Source organism: Mycobacterium sp. shizuoka-1 (genome assembly GCF_002723835.1).
In the GTDB taxonomy this organism is placed as follows: Bacteria; Actinomycetota; Actinomycetes; order Mycobacteriales; family Mycobacteriaceae; genus Mycobacterium.
In genome coordinates, this window is the sequence record NZ_BEWG01000081.1 from 25,136 (window position 1) to 39,529 (window position 14,394).

A 14,394-nucleotide genomic window follows, 5' to 3' on the forward strand; every position below is an offset into this window, starting at 1 on the left:
GCGTGGCGGTATCGATGAATGCGCTGGCCGATGACCTGGCCGCCGAGACCGCCGACCTGCGCGACCTGCTACTGCCGCTGAGCGACGCCGATTGGCGCCGGTCTACGCCAGCGGAAGGGTGGTGTATCGGCGACCAGGTATCGCACCTGGCCTACTTCGATGACGTCGCCGTGCAAGCGGCGACCGACGCAGACGGCTTCCTCGCCGAGTTGGCCCGGCTGAACGCCGACGGCGGGGTCAACCCGGATTCGATCGCCACGCGCTATCACGAGATGTCCGGCGAGGAGCTGCTGGCCTGGCTGGACCAGGCGCGAAGCCGCCTGCTGGCCGTGTACAGCTCGCTCGACCCGTCCACACGAGTGCCGTGGTTCGGCCCACCGATGAGCGCCGCGTCGTCTCTGACCGCTCGGCTGATGGAGACCTGGGCGCACGGCCAGGACATCGCCGATGCGCTCGGCATCGGCCGCGAACCCACCCACCGGCTGCGCCACGTCGCCCACCTGGGCGTGCGCGCGCGGGCGTTCAGCTATACGGCCAACGGGCGTCAGGCGCCGGATTTGCCGGTGCGGGTCGAGCTCACCGCACCAAGTGGCGCGATGTGGAGTTGGGGCCCCCAGGACGCCGTGGATCGGGTGAGCGGGCCTGCGCTGGACTTCTGTCTGGTGGTGACCCAGCGGCGGCACCGCGACGACACCGCGTTGGTGATCAGCGGGTGTGCGGCGGGGGAGTGGATGGCCATCGCCCAGGCGTTCGCCGGACCCGCGGGAGCGGGCCGGAAGAGGGGACAGTTCCGATGACGGCGACAACCGATCGTGCCTCGGTGGTGCGGATCGCCAACTGTTCCGGGTTCTACGGCGACCGCATCGCTGCCGCGCGCGACATGGTCGAGGGCGGCCCCATCGACGTGCTGACCGGGGACTATCTGGCCGAGCTGACCATGCTCATTCTCGCCAAGGCGCAGCGGAAGGATCCGGGCGCCGGGTACGCGAAGACGTTTCTCACCCAGATCGAGCAGGTGCTCGGCACCTGCCTGGATCGCGGCATCAGGATCGTGGCCAATGCCGGCGGGCTGAACCCGGCGGGCCTTGCCGGCGCTGTCCGCGACGTGGCGGCTGAGCTCGGGCTCGACGCGCGGGTGGCCCACGTGCAAGGTGACGACCTGCGCGGCAAACTGACGGCCATCACCCCGCCGGTGGGCGGGGAGCCCGTCTCGGCCAACGCCTACCTCGGGGGGTGGGGTATCGCGGCCGCCCTCGACGCGGGTGTCGATGTGGTGGTGACCGGCCGGGTCACCGACGCGTCGCTGGTCCTCGGGCCGGCGGCGTGGTGGCATGGCTGGCGAAGCGACGACTGGGATGCGCTGGCCGGCGCGGTCGTCGCCGGGCACGTCATCGAGTGCGGGCCGCAGGCGACCGGTGGCAACTACGCGTTCGCCGAGGACCTGCCCGACTCACGCTATCCGGGTTTTCCAATCGCCGAGGTCGCCGCGGACGGGTCGTCGGTGATCACCAAACACCCGGGTACCGGCGGCCTCGTGTCGGTCGGCACGGTCACCGCGCAGCTGCTCTACGAGATCGGCCCGCCCGCCTACCTCGGGCCCGACGTCATCACGCACTTCGACACCATCACCCTCACCCAGGCCGGCCCGGACCGGGTCGCGATCCGCGGCACCCGGGGCAGCCCCCCACCGCCCACCCTCAAAGTTGCGCTCAACGACGCCGGCGGGTTCCGCAACACCATGACGATGGTGCTCACCGGGCTGGACATCGAGGACAAGGCCGCCCGCGCGGAAGCGATGCTGTTCGACGTACTGGGTGGACGCGACCGCTTTGCCGAGGTCGACGTGCGGCTGCTGCGCTTCGACACCGCCGACGCGCCGACCAATGAGCAGGCCACCGCTCACCTGCGGGTCACCGTCAAAGACCACGACCCCGCGAAGGTGGGCCGCCGCTTCTCCAACGCGGTGATGGAACTGGCGCTGGCCGGCTACGCAGGTTTCCACACCACCAGCCCGCCCACCTCGGAGTCGGCCTACGGGGTCTACCGGCCCGCGGCGGTGCCCCGCGCGATGGTCGAGCATGTCGTGGTGCTGCCCGACGGCGAGCGCCGTGTAGTGCCCGATCCACCCGCAGCCGCCGCGCTCGTGGTGGACCCCGTTGCTGCCCCGCCGGCGTGCCAGCCGGCCGGGCCGACCCGGCGCGCCCCGCTCGGCCGGGTCTGCGGCGCCCGCTCGGGTGACAAGGGCGGCGACGCCAACATCGGGCTTTGGGCACGCCACGACAACGGGTACGCGTGGCTGCGCGAGTACCTCACCGTGCAGCGGATACGCGAGCTGCTCGGCCCCGAGGTCGCCGACCTGAAGATCGACCGGTTCGACCTGCCCAACCTGCGCGCGATCAACATCGTTGTGCACGGCCTGCTCGGCGACGGGGTGGCCTCCTGCACCAGGCCCGACCCGCAGGCCAAGGGGCTGGGGGAGTACCTACGAAGCCGCATAGTCGACATCCCCGAGGCGCTGCTCGACAGCTAACCCGACCACAGACCACCCGCCGGCCGAGACCGACGCCCCATCCGCGCGCGGTTGATCAGTCGATGAGCTCGACAATGGTCGCGTTGGCCATGCCGCCGCCTTCACACATGGTTTGCAGCCCAAAACGAATGCCCTGATCACGCAGGTGGTGCACGAGCCGGGTCATCAGGATCGCCCCCGACGCGCCCAGGGGATGCCCGACCGCGATCGCGCCGCCCAGCGGATTCACCCGCGCCGGATCGGCACCCGTCTCCGCCAGCCAGGCCAGCGGCACCGCCGCGAACGCCTCATTCACCTCAAACGCCCCGATATCACCGATGGACAACCCGCCACGGCGGAGCACCTTCGCCGTCGCCGGGATCGGTCCCGTCAGCATCACGACCGGATCATTTCCCGCCACCGCGCCGGCATGGTAGCGGACGACGGGGGACAGGCCGAGTTCTTTGGCCCGCTCCGGCGAGCTGACCAGCACGGCGGCGGCCCCGTCCGAGATCTGGGAGGCGTTACCGGCATGGATGACCCCGTTTTCGAGGAAGGACGGTGTCAGTTTCGCCAGCTTCTCGACGGTGCTGCCGCGGCGCACCCCTTCGTCGGCCGCCAGGCCGGGGGCTTCCGGGACCGCGACGAGCTGGCCGTCGAAGGCGCCGGCGTCGATAGCCGCCGCGGTCTTGGCGTGGCTCGCGCAGGCAAATTCGTCGAGTGTGCGCCGAGAAAAGCCCCATTTCGCCGCGATCATCTCGGCTCCACGGCCCTGATGGAAGGTCCCTCCCTCGAGGGCCGTCTCGTAGCGGCGTAGCAGCCGTGGCCCGTAGGGCAGCCCGACGTCGCGACCGGCGCCTAACGGAACCCTGCTCATGCACTCCACGCCGCCGGCGACGACGAGATCGTACTGGCCCGACATCACCATGGCGGCCGCGAAATCCAGCGCCTGCTGGCTGGAGCCGCAGGCCCGGTTGACGGTGGTGCCGGGCACGGTGTCGGGCCAGCCGGCGGCCAGCGCCGCGGAACGGCCCACGTTCGCCGACTGGTCACCGACCTGGTTCACGCAACCCCAGATGACGTCGTCGATCAGGGCAGGGTCCACCCCGGTGCGCTCGACCAGCGCCTCCAGCACCCGTGCGGACAGATCTACTGGGTGCACATCTGCCAGCGCACCGCCCCGCTTGCCGATGGGCGTCCGTATCGCTTCGACGATCACCGCCTCAGGCATGCCAACCTCCCATACCCATTACCGAATAATCTCTAATAAGCATTGTGATGATCACCTCTGACGTGATGGATCCAACTCCGGTTTCGTGCTCGCTTTACGTCTACCGTCGGCGCATTGACCACATTTGCGGGGCGCGCTCGGTCTGTACAGCCACGTCCCAGCCCAGTGCCGGCGGCCCTGTCTCCAGCCGGAAGGTGCGCGCCATGGCGCGGGCAAGCGAAGGGTCTTTCGCCGCTTCGCGGGCAAGTTCGAACGCCTGTTCCTCGACGGCCTCGTCGGCAACCGATTCCCACGCAAGGCCCAATTGCGCCGCGCGGTCTCCATCGATCTCCGCGCCACACAGCGCCATCGCGGCGGGGGCTTCGCGGCCGGCGAGGCGGGAGAGCAGCACGAAGTGTCCCCCGCCCGGGTGCAGACCGATGCGCTGGAAGCCCGACATCAGCCGCGCGGTGCGAGCGACGATCCGCAGGTCGGTGGCCAACGCGAGGTTCAGGCCCGCGCCGACGGCCGGGCCGCGCACGGCGGCAATCGTCACCGCCCGGATCGACCCGATCCGGGTGAACGCGGCATAGATGGCGGACAGGCTGGCATAGGTGCTCTCTTCGGCGGGGTCTGATCCAGCGTCGCCGAGCGTCGTGGTGTGCGCTCCCGCGCAGAACGATCCGCCGGAGCCGCGGATCACCAGCGCGCCGATGGAGTCGTCGGCGTCGATTCGATCGGCGGCGGCGACCAGTTCCCGGGACATCTCCGGTGTCAGCGCGTTGCGCCGCTGGGGCGCGGCCAGGGTGAGGGTGGCCACGCCGCTTTCGACGGTGAGCTCGATCTCCATGTTCCTCCGTTCAGGCGGGTTACATGCCGGTGATCGTCGGCCACAGCCCGTCGCCGCCGCCCGCGATGACAGCGCGGCCCAGCTCTCGGGCCCAGTGTTCGGCGGAGCCGCACTCTTCGCGCCAGGCCCACAGCCGGCGGGTCAGGTGATGTAGGCGGTGTTCCTGGGTAAACCCGATCGCCCCGTGTACCTGATGGGCAATCCGGGCCGCTGGTCCGGCCGCGGCGCTGGTACGCGCTTTGGCCGCGGCTATGGCCAAGGTCGCGCTGTGCGGATCGGCAGCCACTGCGGCGACCGCTGCCTGGGCGGCAGCGCCGGCACCCGCAGCCAGGCAGGCCAACTCCGCGATCTGATGGGCCACGGCCTGAAACTGCCCGATGGGCCGACCAAATTGGACCCGCTCCCCGGCGTAGCGCACCGTCGCGTCCAGCACTGCATCCAGGGCACCGGAGAGTTGGACCGCGCGGGCGAGCGCACCAAGTCGGCGCAGGTGGCCCGCGGTGCCTGGCGGAACTTCGGCAAGCGCTGAGCGGGGTATCCGGACTTCATCGGCAGCCAGGTCGTCGCGCGGCTCACCGGCCAGATTGTCGATGCTCACCAATCGGCAGTCGGCAGGGTCGACAAGCGCCGCCAGCGCGGGCTGCGGATCGTCGGTCACCACCAGCACGCGTTGAGACACCCGTGCATACGGCACCCGGTTGGCCACGCCGCGGACGACGGCTCCGGCGCCGTCCGGCGTGAGGGTCAGACCGGCCCCGTAGGCGACCGTCACCGGCCCATCGGGCAGGGCAAGCCCCGACACGGTGCACCCGGCGGCCACCGGGAACAGCGTCTCCGCCAGCGGGACGGGCGCGGCGTGGCCGGCAGCGACACGCAGCACCGTGGCCGCGTCGGCAATTCCACCGCCGGCGCCCCCCAGCCGTTCGTCGACGCCGATCCGGGTCAGCCCGATTTCCTCGAGCCGCTGCCAAAGCTGTGGGCTCCACGAGCCTTCAGCCGCGGAGATCAGCTCCGGCGTGCAGTGCCGGTCCAGCAGATCCGCTACGGTGCGTTCGACCAGATCGATGTCGCTCACCGCAACCCCAGCCCGCGCGCCACGATGCCGCGGAGCACCTCGTTCGTGCCTCCGCGCAAGGTGAACCCAGGCGCGTGCAGTACCGCCCGGGCTAACTCCCGTTCCAGGGGATGAGGTGAGTTTCGGCTCGGCTCGACCTGCGCCAGCGCCCGCACGACATCGATGATGTCGTTTTCCACCGTGGTGCCCGCGTCCTTCACCAAGGCGGCGGCGACATCGGGGGCCTCCCCCCGATCAAGCGATCCGGCTATTTGCAGCGAGAGCCGGCGCAACGCCCACAGCTGCGCCACGAGCGCGCCGACTTCGGTCGCCTGACGCTCATCGTCGGGGTCGGCGCCGCGCACCAGTTCGCGCAGCAGCGGCAGCGTCGACAGGAACCGCTCCGGCCCGGAGCGCTCATAGGCAAGTTCGGAGGTGACCTGCCGCCAGCCCGCGCCGACCTCGCCCAGGACCATGTCGTCGCCGACCCGGACGTCGTCGAGGACGACCTGATTGAAGTGATGCTCGCCGTCCAGCAACCTGATCGGTGTGATTGTCACTCCCGGCGCGGTCAGATCGACGATGAACTGGCTCAGGCCCGCGTGCCGGTCTTCGTGCTGCAGCGGGGCCGTCCGGCACAACGCGATCATGTAGTGGCAGCGGTGGGCCTGGCTGGTCCAGACCTTCGTCCCGTTGAGCACCCAACCGTCTCCGTCGCGTCGCGCGCCAGTCCGGATGGAGGCCAGATCCGAACCGCTATCGGGCTCACTCATCCCGATGGCGAAGAAGCACCGGCCTGCCGCCATCGCGGGCAGGAGCTTCTCGCGCTGCGACTCGGTGCCGTAGCGCAGCAATGCCGGCCCGCTCTGCCGGTCGCTGACCCAGTGCGCCACTACCGGCGCTCCGGCGGCGAGCAACTCCTCCACCACGACGAACCGATGCAGCGCTGGTCGCTCATGACCGCCGTAGCGGCGCGGCCAGGTCATCCCAAGCCAACCGCGATCCCCGAGGCGCGCCGAGAAGGCCGGGTCGAAACCGGCCAGCCAGGCGTCGGTCTGCGGCTCGAACGCGCCTCGGCGCAGTTCTTCGTTGAGGAATGCCCGGACCTCATCGCGCAATTGTTCGGCCTCGGCGGGAAGTTCGACGTCCGGCAGCCTTAGCAGCGGCGAGGCCATCGTTGACGTCGCCATCAGCCGACCACCTGCCAAGCGAGGCTCGGTCCCGATCCGTCGCCGCGCGGGCTGTGCGTGCACTGATCATGCGGAATGGCAGGCACGATCCCGTTCTTCCGGGCTAGAGCTGGGCGAGCAGGGGAGGTACTCCGATGTCCGGCGGCCATGGTCTCAAGACTACCCTATAGATCGTAATCATTATGATCTGATGCCCCGGATTGATTACCGGGGATTCGTCACCGCGGTGCCCAGCCGATGTCGGTGGTCCGGGTGGGCCAGCTCGCGCATGCCCGATGGTGTGGAGTCCCCAACAGGTCGGCGGCGCCGTGCTCGGTCACCACCGTCGGCGCACGCTGTGCTGGCCGGACCGTCCAAGCGGTCCACGATGCGCGAGACGGACCCGTGTGTTTGCCGCCGATGGCAGTGCCACCACGCCCACCCTCCTGGTGACATGGCCCCGCCGTGCAGGAAGTCGACCTGACCACTGACCACCGATCGCGCCGCGCCGGCATTCGGCGCATTCTCGGCAGGACCGGAAGGTGACTCGACTCGCCCCGGATGAGTCGGAGCCGTTGGCTGGTCTACCCTCACGGCCGAACCGAAATGCCATAATCATTCGAACGGATTAGAAATTCACGACCCGCAGGATGGGCGGTCAGACGTTCACTGCACGGCTGTGCCGTGCCAGATCGCAGGAGGACCGACATGGCGACGAACCCGCCGCGATTGCTTTCCTCGTCCGAGGACAGGCTCCCGGGTGAGGAACCGATTCCCGCCAACGAGATGCCGCTCAGTCTGGTCGGCGCCCGATGAATTCACCGGTGACGGTGAAGGAAGCTGGGTTCGGCGTGATGCTGCCCAATTTCGATCCCCTACGGCTTGGCGCGCCGCCGCTCCTGGCCGCCGCCCGCCTCGCTGAAGACCTGGGGTTTGACTCAGGGTGGGTTGGCGATCATCTGAGCTTTCATCCGCCAATATTGGAGCCGTGCGGGGCGCTCGCGGCCGTCGCTGCTGTCACTCAGCGGCTGGTGCTGGGCACCGGCGTGTTGCTCCTGCCGATGCGCAATCCGGTATGGACCGCCAAGCAGCTCGGGACGGTCGCCGCGCTCGCGCCGGACCGCCTGATCGTCGGAGTCGGTGTGGGCGGGGAGAACCCGGCGGAGTTCAAGGCCGCCGGGTACCCCGTTGCACAGCGTGGCCGCAGGCTCGACGAGGCGATGGTTGTCGTCGACGCGCTGATGCGCGGCGAGGCCGTGGACCATCCAGGCCCATTACTTCCGGTGCGTTCGCCGAAGCTGGAGCCGGTGCCATCGTCTCGCCCGCCGCTGGTTGTCGGTGGCCGATCCGCTCACGCGGTGCGGCGCGCGGCCCGGCTCGCCGAAGGCTGGTTTGCGGTGTGGCTGAGTCCCCGTCGTGTGCGTGCGGCAGTCGAAGATCTGCGGGCTCACGCAGAGGAGTTCCGCAGGCCGGTGTGCACAACGGTGATGTTGATGTTCGCGCACATCACCGAAGACGCGGAAACCGGTCGCGCCGAACTCCAACGATTCGTCGCGGGCCAGTACGGCATGCCCGTCGAAGCAATCGAGAAATGGTGTGTCATCGGAAGCGAGGCGCGGGTGGCCGACGCGCTCGCGGAGTACCGCGACGCCGGCGCCGAGTCGTTCGTGATCATGCCGACCGCCGCCAACGTGCTGGCACAGTACGATCGCCTCGCCGCGGTTCGGGAGCGGCTTGCGACGTCCGTCTGACGAGTCGACCGCGTCCCCAGACCGAACTCGCAGCTGCCTACGGAGCGAACTCTCGCCCCAGTAGATGGCGGGCAACAACCAGCTTGGCAACCTGCGCCGTTCCATCGGCGATCTCGAACGCCAACACGTCGCGCAGCCGCTGTCCCTGCAGACTGTCGGTTCCCCATCCAGCGTGGCCGAAGGTCAGCAGCGCCTGGTGCACGACCTCACCCGCGGTCTTGGGCGCGAACCACTTCGCCATGTTCGCGGCCACCGTGTGATCCAAGCCCTGGTCCTTTCGCCACAGCGCCTCGTAGCAGATGTGACGCGCCCCGGCCAGCCTGGTGGCGTGCTCGACCAGCGGGAACGCCACGCCCTGGTTGCGACCGATCGGACCACCGAAAGCCTGCCGCGTTCGCGCATACTCCAGTGCGTCGTCGAGCGCCGCCTGGGCGATGCCGACGCACATCAGGCCGATCACCGCCCGCGAGTAGTCGAAGCCTCGCATCACCGAGACGAATCCAGCGCCCTGTTGTCCGATCAGCTCGTCGCAACCCACTGGCACCCCATCGAAATGCAGCGACGCTCGCCCTATGGCTCGGCCGCCGTGGTCATCGAGCGCGGTTCGCGCGATCCGCTCGTCGTTCAGGTCGACGTAGAACGCGCTGACTCCACGGGCCCCGGGCCCTCCCGTGCGCGCGAACACCACACCGGTGTCGGCCAACATCCCCAGTGAGATCGAAGTCTTCTCTCCCAGCAGCCGCCACCCTGCCCCGTCGCGCTGCGCACGCAGCGACAGGTTGGCCGCGTCGGACCCGTGCTCCGGCTCGGTGAGCACCAGCGCCGACAGGGTGGAGCCATCTGCGATCGGAGGTAGCCACCGCGCCAGCTGCTCCTCGTCGGCGTTGCCGACCAAGATGTCGGCGTTGAGACCGGCGATCAGCAGGATGTAACAGGCGTTGATGTCGGCCCGCGAGATCTCCTCGGCTGCTATGCCGGTCGTGACGGCGTCGGCCCCCTGGCCGCCGAAACGCCCCGGAATGCGCAGGCCGGTCAGGCCCATCGCCGCCATCTGGCGAGGTAACTCCGGGCGCATCCGCGCGGCCCGGTCATCGGCCTGATAGTGCGGAGCGAGCACCCGCTCAGCGAAAGTGGCGAGTTCACGCCGGAAGGCCTCCTGGTCTTCGTCGAAAGCGTAGTGCACGTGCGGCTCCCCGATAGGTTGCTCGGGCGACGGAAGTAGTGTCCGTCACGCCAATTGCGCTGACATTGTCCCTTGTAGTTGGATCCTGGTGAACCCCGGTTCGCCCGGCGTCGCGGCGCTTCGCCTGACCGTGGCCACCGTCAGTCTGCCAGCGGCGAACAGGCGCGGCCTCGACCGGTACTTCCCGAAACCGCTGCCAGGTAGCTGAGGCCGAGACGCCGAACAGTCCCGCACTGATCAAGCGTGGATGGCCGCCACGATCCCTCCCTTCCGGGCTAAAGCCGGGCGGGCAGGGGAACCGACCCTGGGTACGCTTGCCACGAGCCCAAGAGTGCCGTTTGGATAGTAATCATTGAGATCTAACCCGTCGATCGATCACCCGGCACCTGCGACCGCAGCCCTCAGCCGATATCGATGATCCGGGTGAGCCAGCTCGCATATCGCCGCGGTGCGTGCGACCGTGTCGAGTCCCCGCAGGTCGGCGGCACCGTACTCGGTCACCACCCAATGCACATCCGCGCGCCCGGTGGTGACTGGACCGTCCACGCGGTCCACAATGCGGGAGACCGATCCGCGGTTGGCGGTCGACGGCAGCGCCACCACGCCTACCCCTCCCGCAGACATCGCCGCGGCGCGTAGGAAATCGACCTGACCGCCGATCGCGCCGCGCCGTCGGCCGCCGATCACCTCCGCGTTGACCTGGCCGGAAAGGTCGACTTGCAGGGCCGAGTTGACGGCGACGAAGCGAGCGATCCCGCCCGCGACCGCCGGGTCGTGCACGCGCTCGACCGGCCGCACCTCGACGGCCGGGTTGTCACGCAGAAACTCATACAGCCGGTCGGTGCCCACGGCGGTGCCGGTAACCACGGCTGGCCCGCCCGGCTCCCAAGCGAGCGCACCCGACTCGGCGAGACCCACGACCCAGTCCCCGACCAGGCCACTGTGCACGCGCAGGTTCCGGTGCCCACGCAGGGCGGTCGCGACCGCCGAGGCCAGGCCGCCGATCCCCAGTTGTACGGTGGCGCTGTCGGGCACCAATTCGGCGACCTGCGCGCCGATTTGCGCGGTCACCGGATCGGGCTCCGGGTCTGGAATCTGGATCAGACAATGGTCTGCGGTCACGGTGGCGGCCAGACGCGAGTGCGGGACCGGCGGCGAGCCGCGCGTGCGGGGTACGGCCGGGTTGACCTCGCCCAGCACGACGCGGGCGACATCAAGCGCACAGGCGAGGTAGTCGACCGTGACGCCCAGGCTGTGGTTGCCGTCAGCATCCGCCGGGGACAGCTGACACAGCACGACGTCGGCACGCAGACGGCCCGACCGGAGCAACTTGGGCAGCGCAGACATATGACAAGTGATCACCTCGAGCGGCATGTCGGCCGCAGCGCCGAGCGCGCCATAGGAGCGCAATCGAAGCCCCGGGGCCGCCAGACGCGGGTTGTAGGTCAGGCCTACGAATCCGACGACCCCACCCAGCCGCTCGGCCTGCTCGGCCAGCGCCGCCGTGAGCGTCAGCGGCTCTCCGGCACCCTGGCCCCACAGAATCGTGTCGCCCGGCCGCACGAAGCGGCTCAGGTCGATGTCGGCCGCGGGCACCGTTGGAACCGGCCAGTGGACGCGCTTACCCTGATCGCCCACGCGGGTTCAGCGCTGCGGCCTTAGTTGCTCGGCCCGCGATCGCAGCGCGTAGCGCATGAACTTCCCCGTGCTGGTCAGCGGGAACGACTCGACCATCTCGACCGCCTCCGGCCACTTCGTCCGGCTAACCCCCTTCTTCTCCAGGAACGCGGTAAGTTCGGCGAGGTCGAGGTGGTCGCCCGGTGAGCTCGGGACGATAAACGCCGCGGGCCGCTGACCGAGCCGTGCATCGGGCATGGCCACCACCGCCGCCTGACTCACCCCCGGGTGCTCGTAAAGCACCTCCTCGACCTCCCGTGGATCGATCTTGTACCCACCCCGGTTGATGAGGTCGTCGCGGCGTGACACGAAATATCCGTAGCCGTCGGCGTCGAAGCGGGCCACATCGGCCGACCGGAACCAGCCGTCGACGGTGAACATCTTGGCCGTCGTCTCCGGCTGGCCGTAGTAGCCGACGATGAAGCTGGGCCCACGCGCCCACAGCTCACCCTCTCCCGGCAACGGCACCTCGCGCTCGGCCTCGCCCGCCTCCACCAGCTCCATCAGCCGCTGCTCCACGCCGCGGATGGCCTTGCCGAAACTTCGGCTGGTGATCGAGATCGGGTCGCCGGGCCGCGTCATGTGGGTCACGCCCGCCTCGGTGTAGCCGTAGAACGCATTTACATCGGCGCCGAGGTCGGCGTTGAGCCGGTTGAGGATGTCGGCCGGGCACGGGGCGCCGGCATAGCAGATCCCGCGCACCGAGCGCACATCACGCTCGCGCAGCTGCGGAAACCGGGCGAGGTCGATCAGCATCGGGGGGGCCCCGAGCAGGTAGCTGGGGCGGTCCCGTTCGAGCAGTTCAACACAGCGGCCCGCGTCCCACGCCGCCAGCAGGGTGAACGCCGCCCCCCGGTGCAGCGCCGAGAGCACACCGATTCCCAGGCCCGTCAGATGGGCGATCGGGGTGACGATGATCCACCGCGCGTCGGCGGGAAACCGCTGTTCGGCCTCGAAGTTCTGGATCCAGAAGAGGTTGTTGGCGTGCGTGTGCAGCTCGGCCTTGGGCCGTCCGGTGGTGCCGGAGGTGAACATGACGAAAAACGGGTCGGCCCCCGTCGGGCGCAGTGCTGCAAGGTCATGTTCGGGGCCTTCGGCGCTGACGAGGTCCTCGAAGCGGATCGTCCCGGCCGCGCTGGCACCGCCGACGGCGATCACGTGCTCCAGTGTGTCGATCCGCTCGCGCATCGCCAGAGCCAGTGGGACGTACTCGCGGCTTCTGAGGCGCTCCGGCACGACAAGCGCCCGCGCCCCCGTGAGACCGAGCACATAGTCGAGCTCATGCTCGTCGTAAGCCATGTGGCAGAACACGGCCAGGAGTCCGGCGCGCGCGCAGGCCAACAACGTCAGGCAAAACTCGCTGGTGTTGGGCAGCTGCATGGCCACCCGGTCGCCCGGGCGCAGACCCAACTCCAGCAGCGACCGCGCCAGCCGACACGTGCGTTGCTCATACTCACCGTAGGTGGTCCGACGCCCGTCCTCGTCGACGATGGCCAGCGCTTCTGGGCGCTCGGCGGCATGCCGCTCGAGGTCGTGCACAAAACTCTGCTCGGTCCAGGCTTCCTCGTCGACATAGCGTTGCAGATCCTCGCGTGTGACCCAGGTGTCCTCGCGCGCGGCGAGCGCATCTAGCCGCGCATTCAGTCGATCGCCCACGTTCTCACTCCTGTGTCTCGTGCTGCTCCGCACGGTGCGGCGCATGTCCTGCGCGGCGGGGGCACCGAAGGCATTGCGAACTTGCTCTTCGGTCGAGAAGACCCGTTCCCGGCGCTGTAGCGTCACCGCATACCACCGGCCGATTTGTTATAAGCATACGGAGGTATAGTACAGGCTTTGTGATCCCTGTCACCTCACCCTGCGGGCGTGCATATCAGACGATTGGCGGGTGCGTGCATGACGGTATCGACGGCTGACGAAGGCGGGGCGATGGGTTCTTCAGACTCTGCTTCCAGCACGGGCAGGCCTTCCCTTGTTTGTTTCGGCGCCGACATCGATCAGTTGCGCGACGCGGCCGTCGCAGCGGAAAAGGCCGGCTTCGAATCGGTGTGGGCCGCGGAGTTCTACGATCGATCCGCCACGATCGCCCTGGCCGCGATGGCCACCGCGACATCGACGATCGAACTCGGCAGCGGCATCGCCTACGGGTTCGGGCGAACGCCGTTGGTGCTCGCCGCTGAGGCGCGCGATCTCGACGCGCTCTCCCGCGGTCGGCTGCTGCTGGGCCTGGGCACCGGCACCACGCGCATGCAGCAGGACTGGCACGGACTTGATGGCCTGCACCCGGCAGCGCGCATCGAGGAACTTGTCGGCCTGTTGCGCAACCTGTGGCGGCTGCACGAGGGCCCGATCGCCCACGACGGGCGCTTCTACCGCCTGCATGTCCAGCCGACCGCCGCGGTGTCGGCGCCGCTGCGCACTGACATCCCGATCTATCTCGCAGGCGTGAACCGGCGCATGGTGCAGGCCGCGGGCGCGGTGGCCGACGGTCTGGTCGGCCACCCCTTGTACACCCGTGATTACGTCGAGCAGGTGGTTCGGCCGATGCTGGCCGAAGGTGCCGCGCGCACCGGCCGGCGGCCGGATGTGCCCATCGCGGGATACCTCATTTGCTCGGTGGACCTCGACGAAGAGCGCGCCCGCGCCCGCGCCGCGGCGCAGATCGCGTTCTACTCGACCGTCAAGACCTACAACCCGATCCTCGAACTCGGCGGGTTCATGCGCGAAGCGGAGGCGATCCGAGCCGCGTGGAAAGAGGGATCGAAGGACGCCATGCTGGCCGCGGTCAGCGACCCGATGATCGACGCGATGGCCGTCGCCGGTACACCCGAACAGGTGCGCCGGCAGGTCGAGCAACGCTGGGCGGGGGTGTACGACCGAACCCTGCTCTACCCGCCGACCTTTGGCGGTGAGCCCGACCTTCGCTTGTTGATCGACAGCTTTGCCCAGTGAGCAGCCGCTGCACGCCTGACTCACAGCAGCGCCCGGCCTGCG

The 14,394-nt window shown here is 69.1% G+C and carries 11 protein-coding genes; 4 read left to right on the forward strand and 7 right to left on the reverse strand.

The genetic code is table 11. From position 1 onward, the window contains the following. Positions 1-2 precede the first annotated feature (2 nt). Together MSZK_RS21965 and MSZK_RS21970 are read left to right on the forward strand one after the other, a co-directional pair. Positions 3-797, forward strand: a complete 795-nt coding sequence (locus MSZK_RS21965; RefSeq protein ID WP_095785380.1) for a TIGR03084 family metal-binding protein — start codon at positions 3-5, stop codon at positions 795-797. Continuing rightward, positions 794-2,530 carry an acyclic terpene utilization AtuA family protein gene (locus MSZK_RS21970; protein ID WP_095785381.1) on the forward strand — a complete coding sequence of 579 codons (1,737 nt, stop codon included), beginning with the start codon at positions 794-796 and terminating at the stop codon, positions 2,528-2,530. Before MSZK_RS21965 ends, MSZK_RS21970 begins: the two co-directional genes overlap by 4 nt. Positions 2,531-2,585: 55 nt before the next feature. Here the strand turns inward: MSZK_RS21970 and MSZK_RS21975 are convergent, their stop codons facing one another. The 4 genes from MSZK_RS21975 to MSZK_RS21990 all read right to left on the reverse strand — a co-directional run bounded on the left by MSZK_RS21975 (position 2,586) and on the right by MSZK_RS21990 (position 6,813). Next, positions 2,586-3,740 (reverse strand): thiolase family protein, encoded by a 1,155-nt coding sequence (locus MSZK_RS21975; protein WP_099250707.1) that lies wholly within the window; start codon positions 3,738-3,740, stop codon positions 2,586-2,588. A gap of 100 nt (positions 3,741-3,840) precedes the next feature. After that, positions 3,841-4,569, reverse strand: coding sequence for an enoyl-CoA hydratase-related protein (locus tag MSZK_RS21980; RefSeq protein WP_099250708.1), 729 nt, complete (start codon positions 4,567-4,569; stop codon positions 3,841-3,843). 19 nt (positions 4,570-4,588) lie between these two features. Continuing rightward, on the reverse strand, positions 4,589-5,644 hold the full coding sequence (locus MSZK_RS21985; protein WP_095785384.1) for an acyl-CoA dehydrogenase: 1,056 nt from the start codon (positions 5,642-5,644) through the stop codon (positions 4,589-4,591). Then, positions 5,641-6,813, reverse strand: a complete 1,173-nt coding sequence (locus MSZK_RS21990; RefSeq protein WP_232530505.1) for an acyl-CoA dehydrogenase family protein — start codon at positions 6,811-6,813, stop codon at positions 5,641-5,643. The genes MSZK_RS21985 and MSZK_RS21990 overlap by 4 nt, the downstream gene beginning before the upstream one ends. A gap of 803 nt (positions 6,814-7,616) precedes the next feature. Here MSZK_RS21990 and MSZK_RS21995 point away from each other — a divergent pair. Next, complete coding sequence (locus MSZK_RS21995; RefSeq protein ID WP_158230624.1) at positions 7,617-8,543, forward strand: LLM class flavin-dependent oxidoreductase; 927 nt, start codon at positions 7,617-7,619, stop codon at positions 8,541-8,543. Positions 8,544-8,580: 37 nt separating this feature from the next. On the opposite strand, the gene MSZK_RS22000 is transcribed toward MSZK_RS21995, so the two are convergent. From MSZK_RS22000 to MSZK_RS22010, 3 genes are all read right to left on the reverse strand, one after another. Next, positions 8,581-9,726, reverse strand: coding sequence for an acyl-CoA dehydrogenase family protein (locus tag MSZK_RS22000; protein WP_095785387.1), 1,146 nt, complete (start codon positions 9,724-9,726; stop codon positions 8,581-8,583). 375 nt (positions 9,727-10,101) lie between these two features. Next, positions 10,102-11,322 (reverse strand): acetyl-CoA hydrolase/transferase family protein, encoded by a 1,221-nt coding sequence (locus MSZK_RS22005; RefSeq protein WP_095785388.1) that lies wholly within the window; start codon positions 11,320-11,322, stop codon positions 10,102-10,104. Between the two features lie 48 nt (positions 11,323-11,370). Beyond that, positions 11,371-13,059: a class I adenylate-forming enzyme family protein gene (locus MSZK_RS22010; RefSeq protein ID WP_158230625.1), complete on the reverse strand. Its 1,689-nt coding sequence runs from the start codon at positions 13,057-13,059 to the stop codon at positions 11,371-11,373. 237 nt (positions 13,060-13,296) lie between these two features. Here MSZK_RS22010 and MSZK_RS22015 point away from each other — a divergent pair, with 237 nt between their 5' ends. Then, positions 13,297-14,352 carry an LLM class flavin-dependent oxidoreductase gene (locus MSZK_RS22015; protein WP_095785390.1) on the forward strand — a complete coding sequence of 352 codons (1,056 nt, stop codon included), beginning with the start codon at positions 13,297-13,299 and terminating at the stop codon, positions 14,350-14,352. The last annotated feature ends 42 nt before the right edge of the window (positions 14,353-14,394 follow it).

Excerpts from the sequence above, each read along its gene's own strand:
- MSZK_RS21970 (WP_095785381.1), top strand. The coding sequence starts at position 794 with ATGACGGCGACAACCGATCGTGCCTCGGTGGTGCGGATCGCCAACTGT.
- MSZK_RS21975 (WP_099250707.1), bottom strand. The coding sequence starts at position 3,740 with ATGCCTGAGGCGGTGATCGTCGAAGCGATACGGACGCCCATCGGCAAG.
- MSZK_RS21980 (WP_099250708.1), bottom strand. The coding sequence starts at position 4,569 with ATGGAGATCGAGCTCACCGTCGAAAGCGGCGTGGCCACCCTCACCCTG.
- MSZK_RS21990 (WP_232530505.1), bottom strand. The coding sequence starts at position 6,813 with ATGGCGACGTCAACGATGGCCTCGCCGCTGCTAAGGCTGCCGGACGTC.
- MSZK_RS22015 (WP_095785390.1), top strand. The coding sequence starts at position 13,297 with ATGACGGTATCGACGGCTGACGAAGGCGGGGCGATGGGTTCTTCAGAC.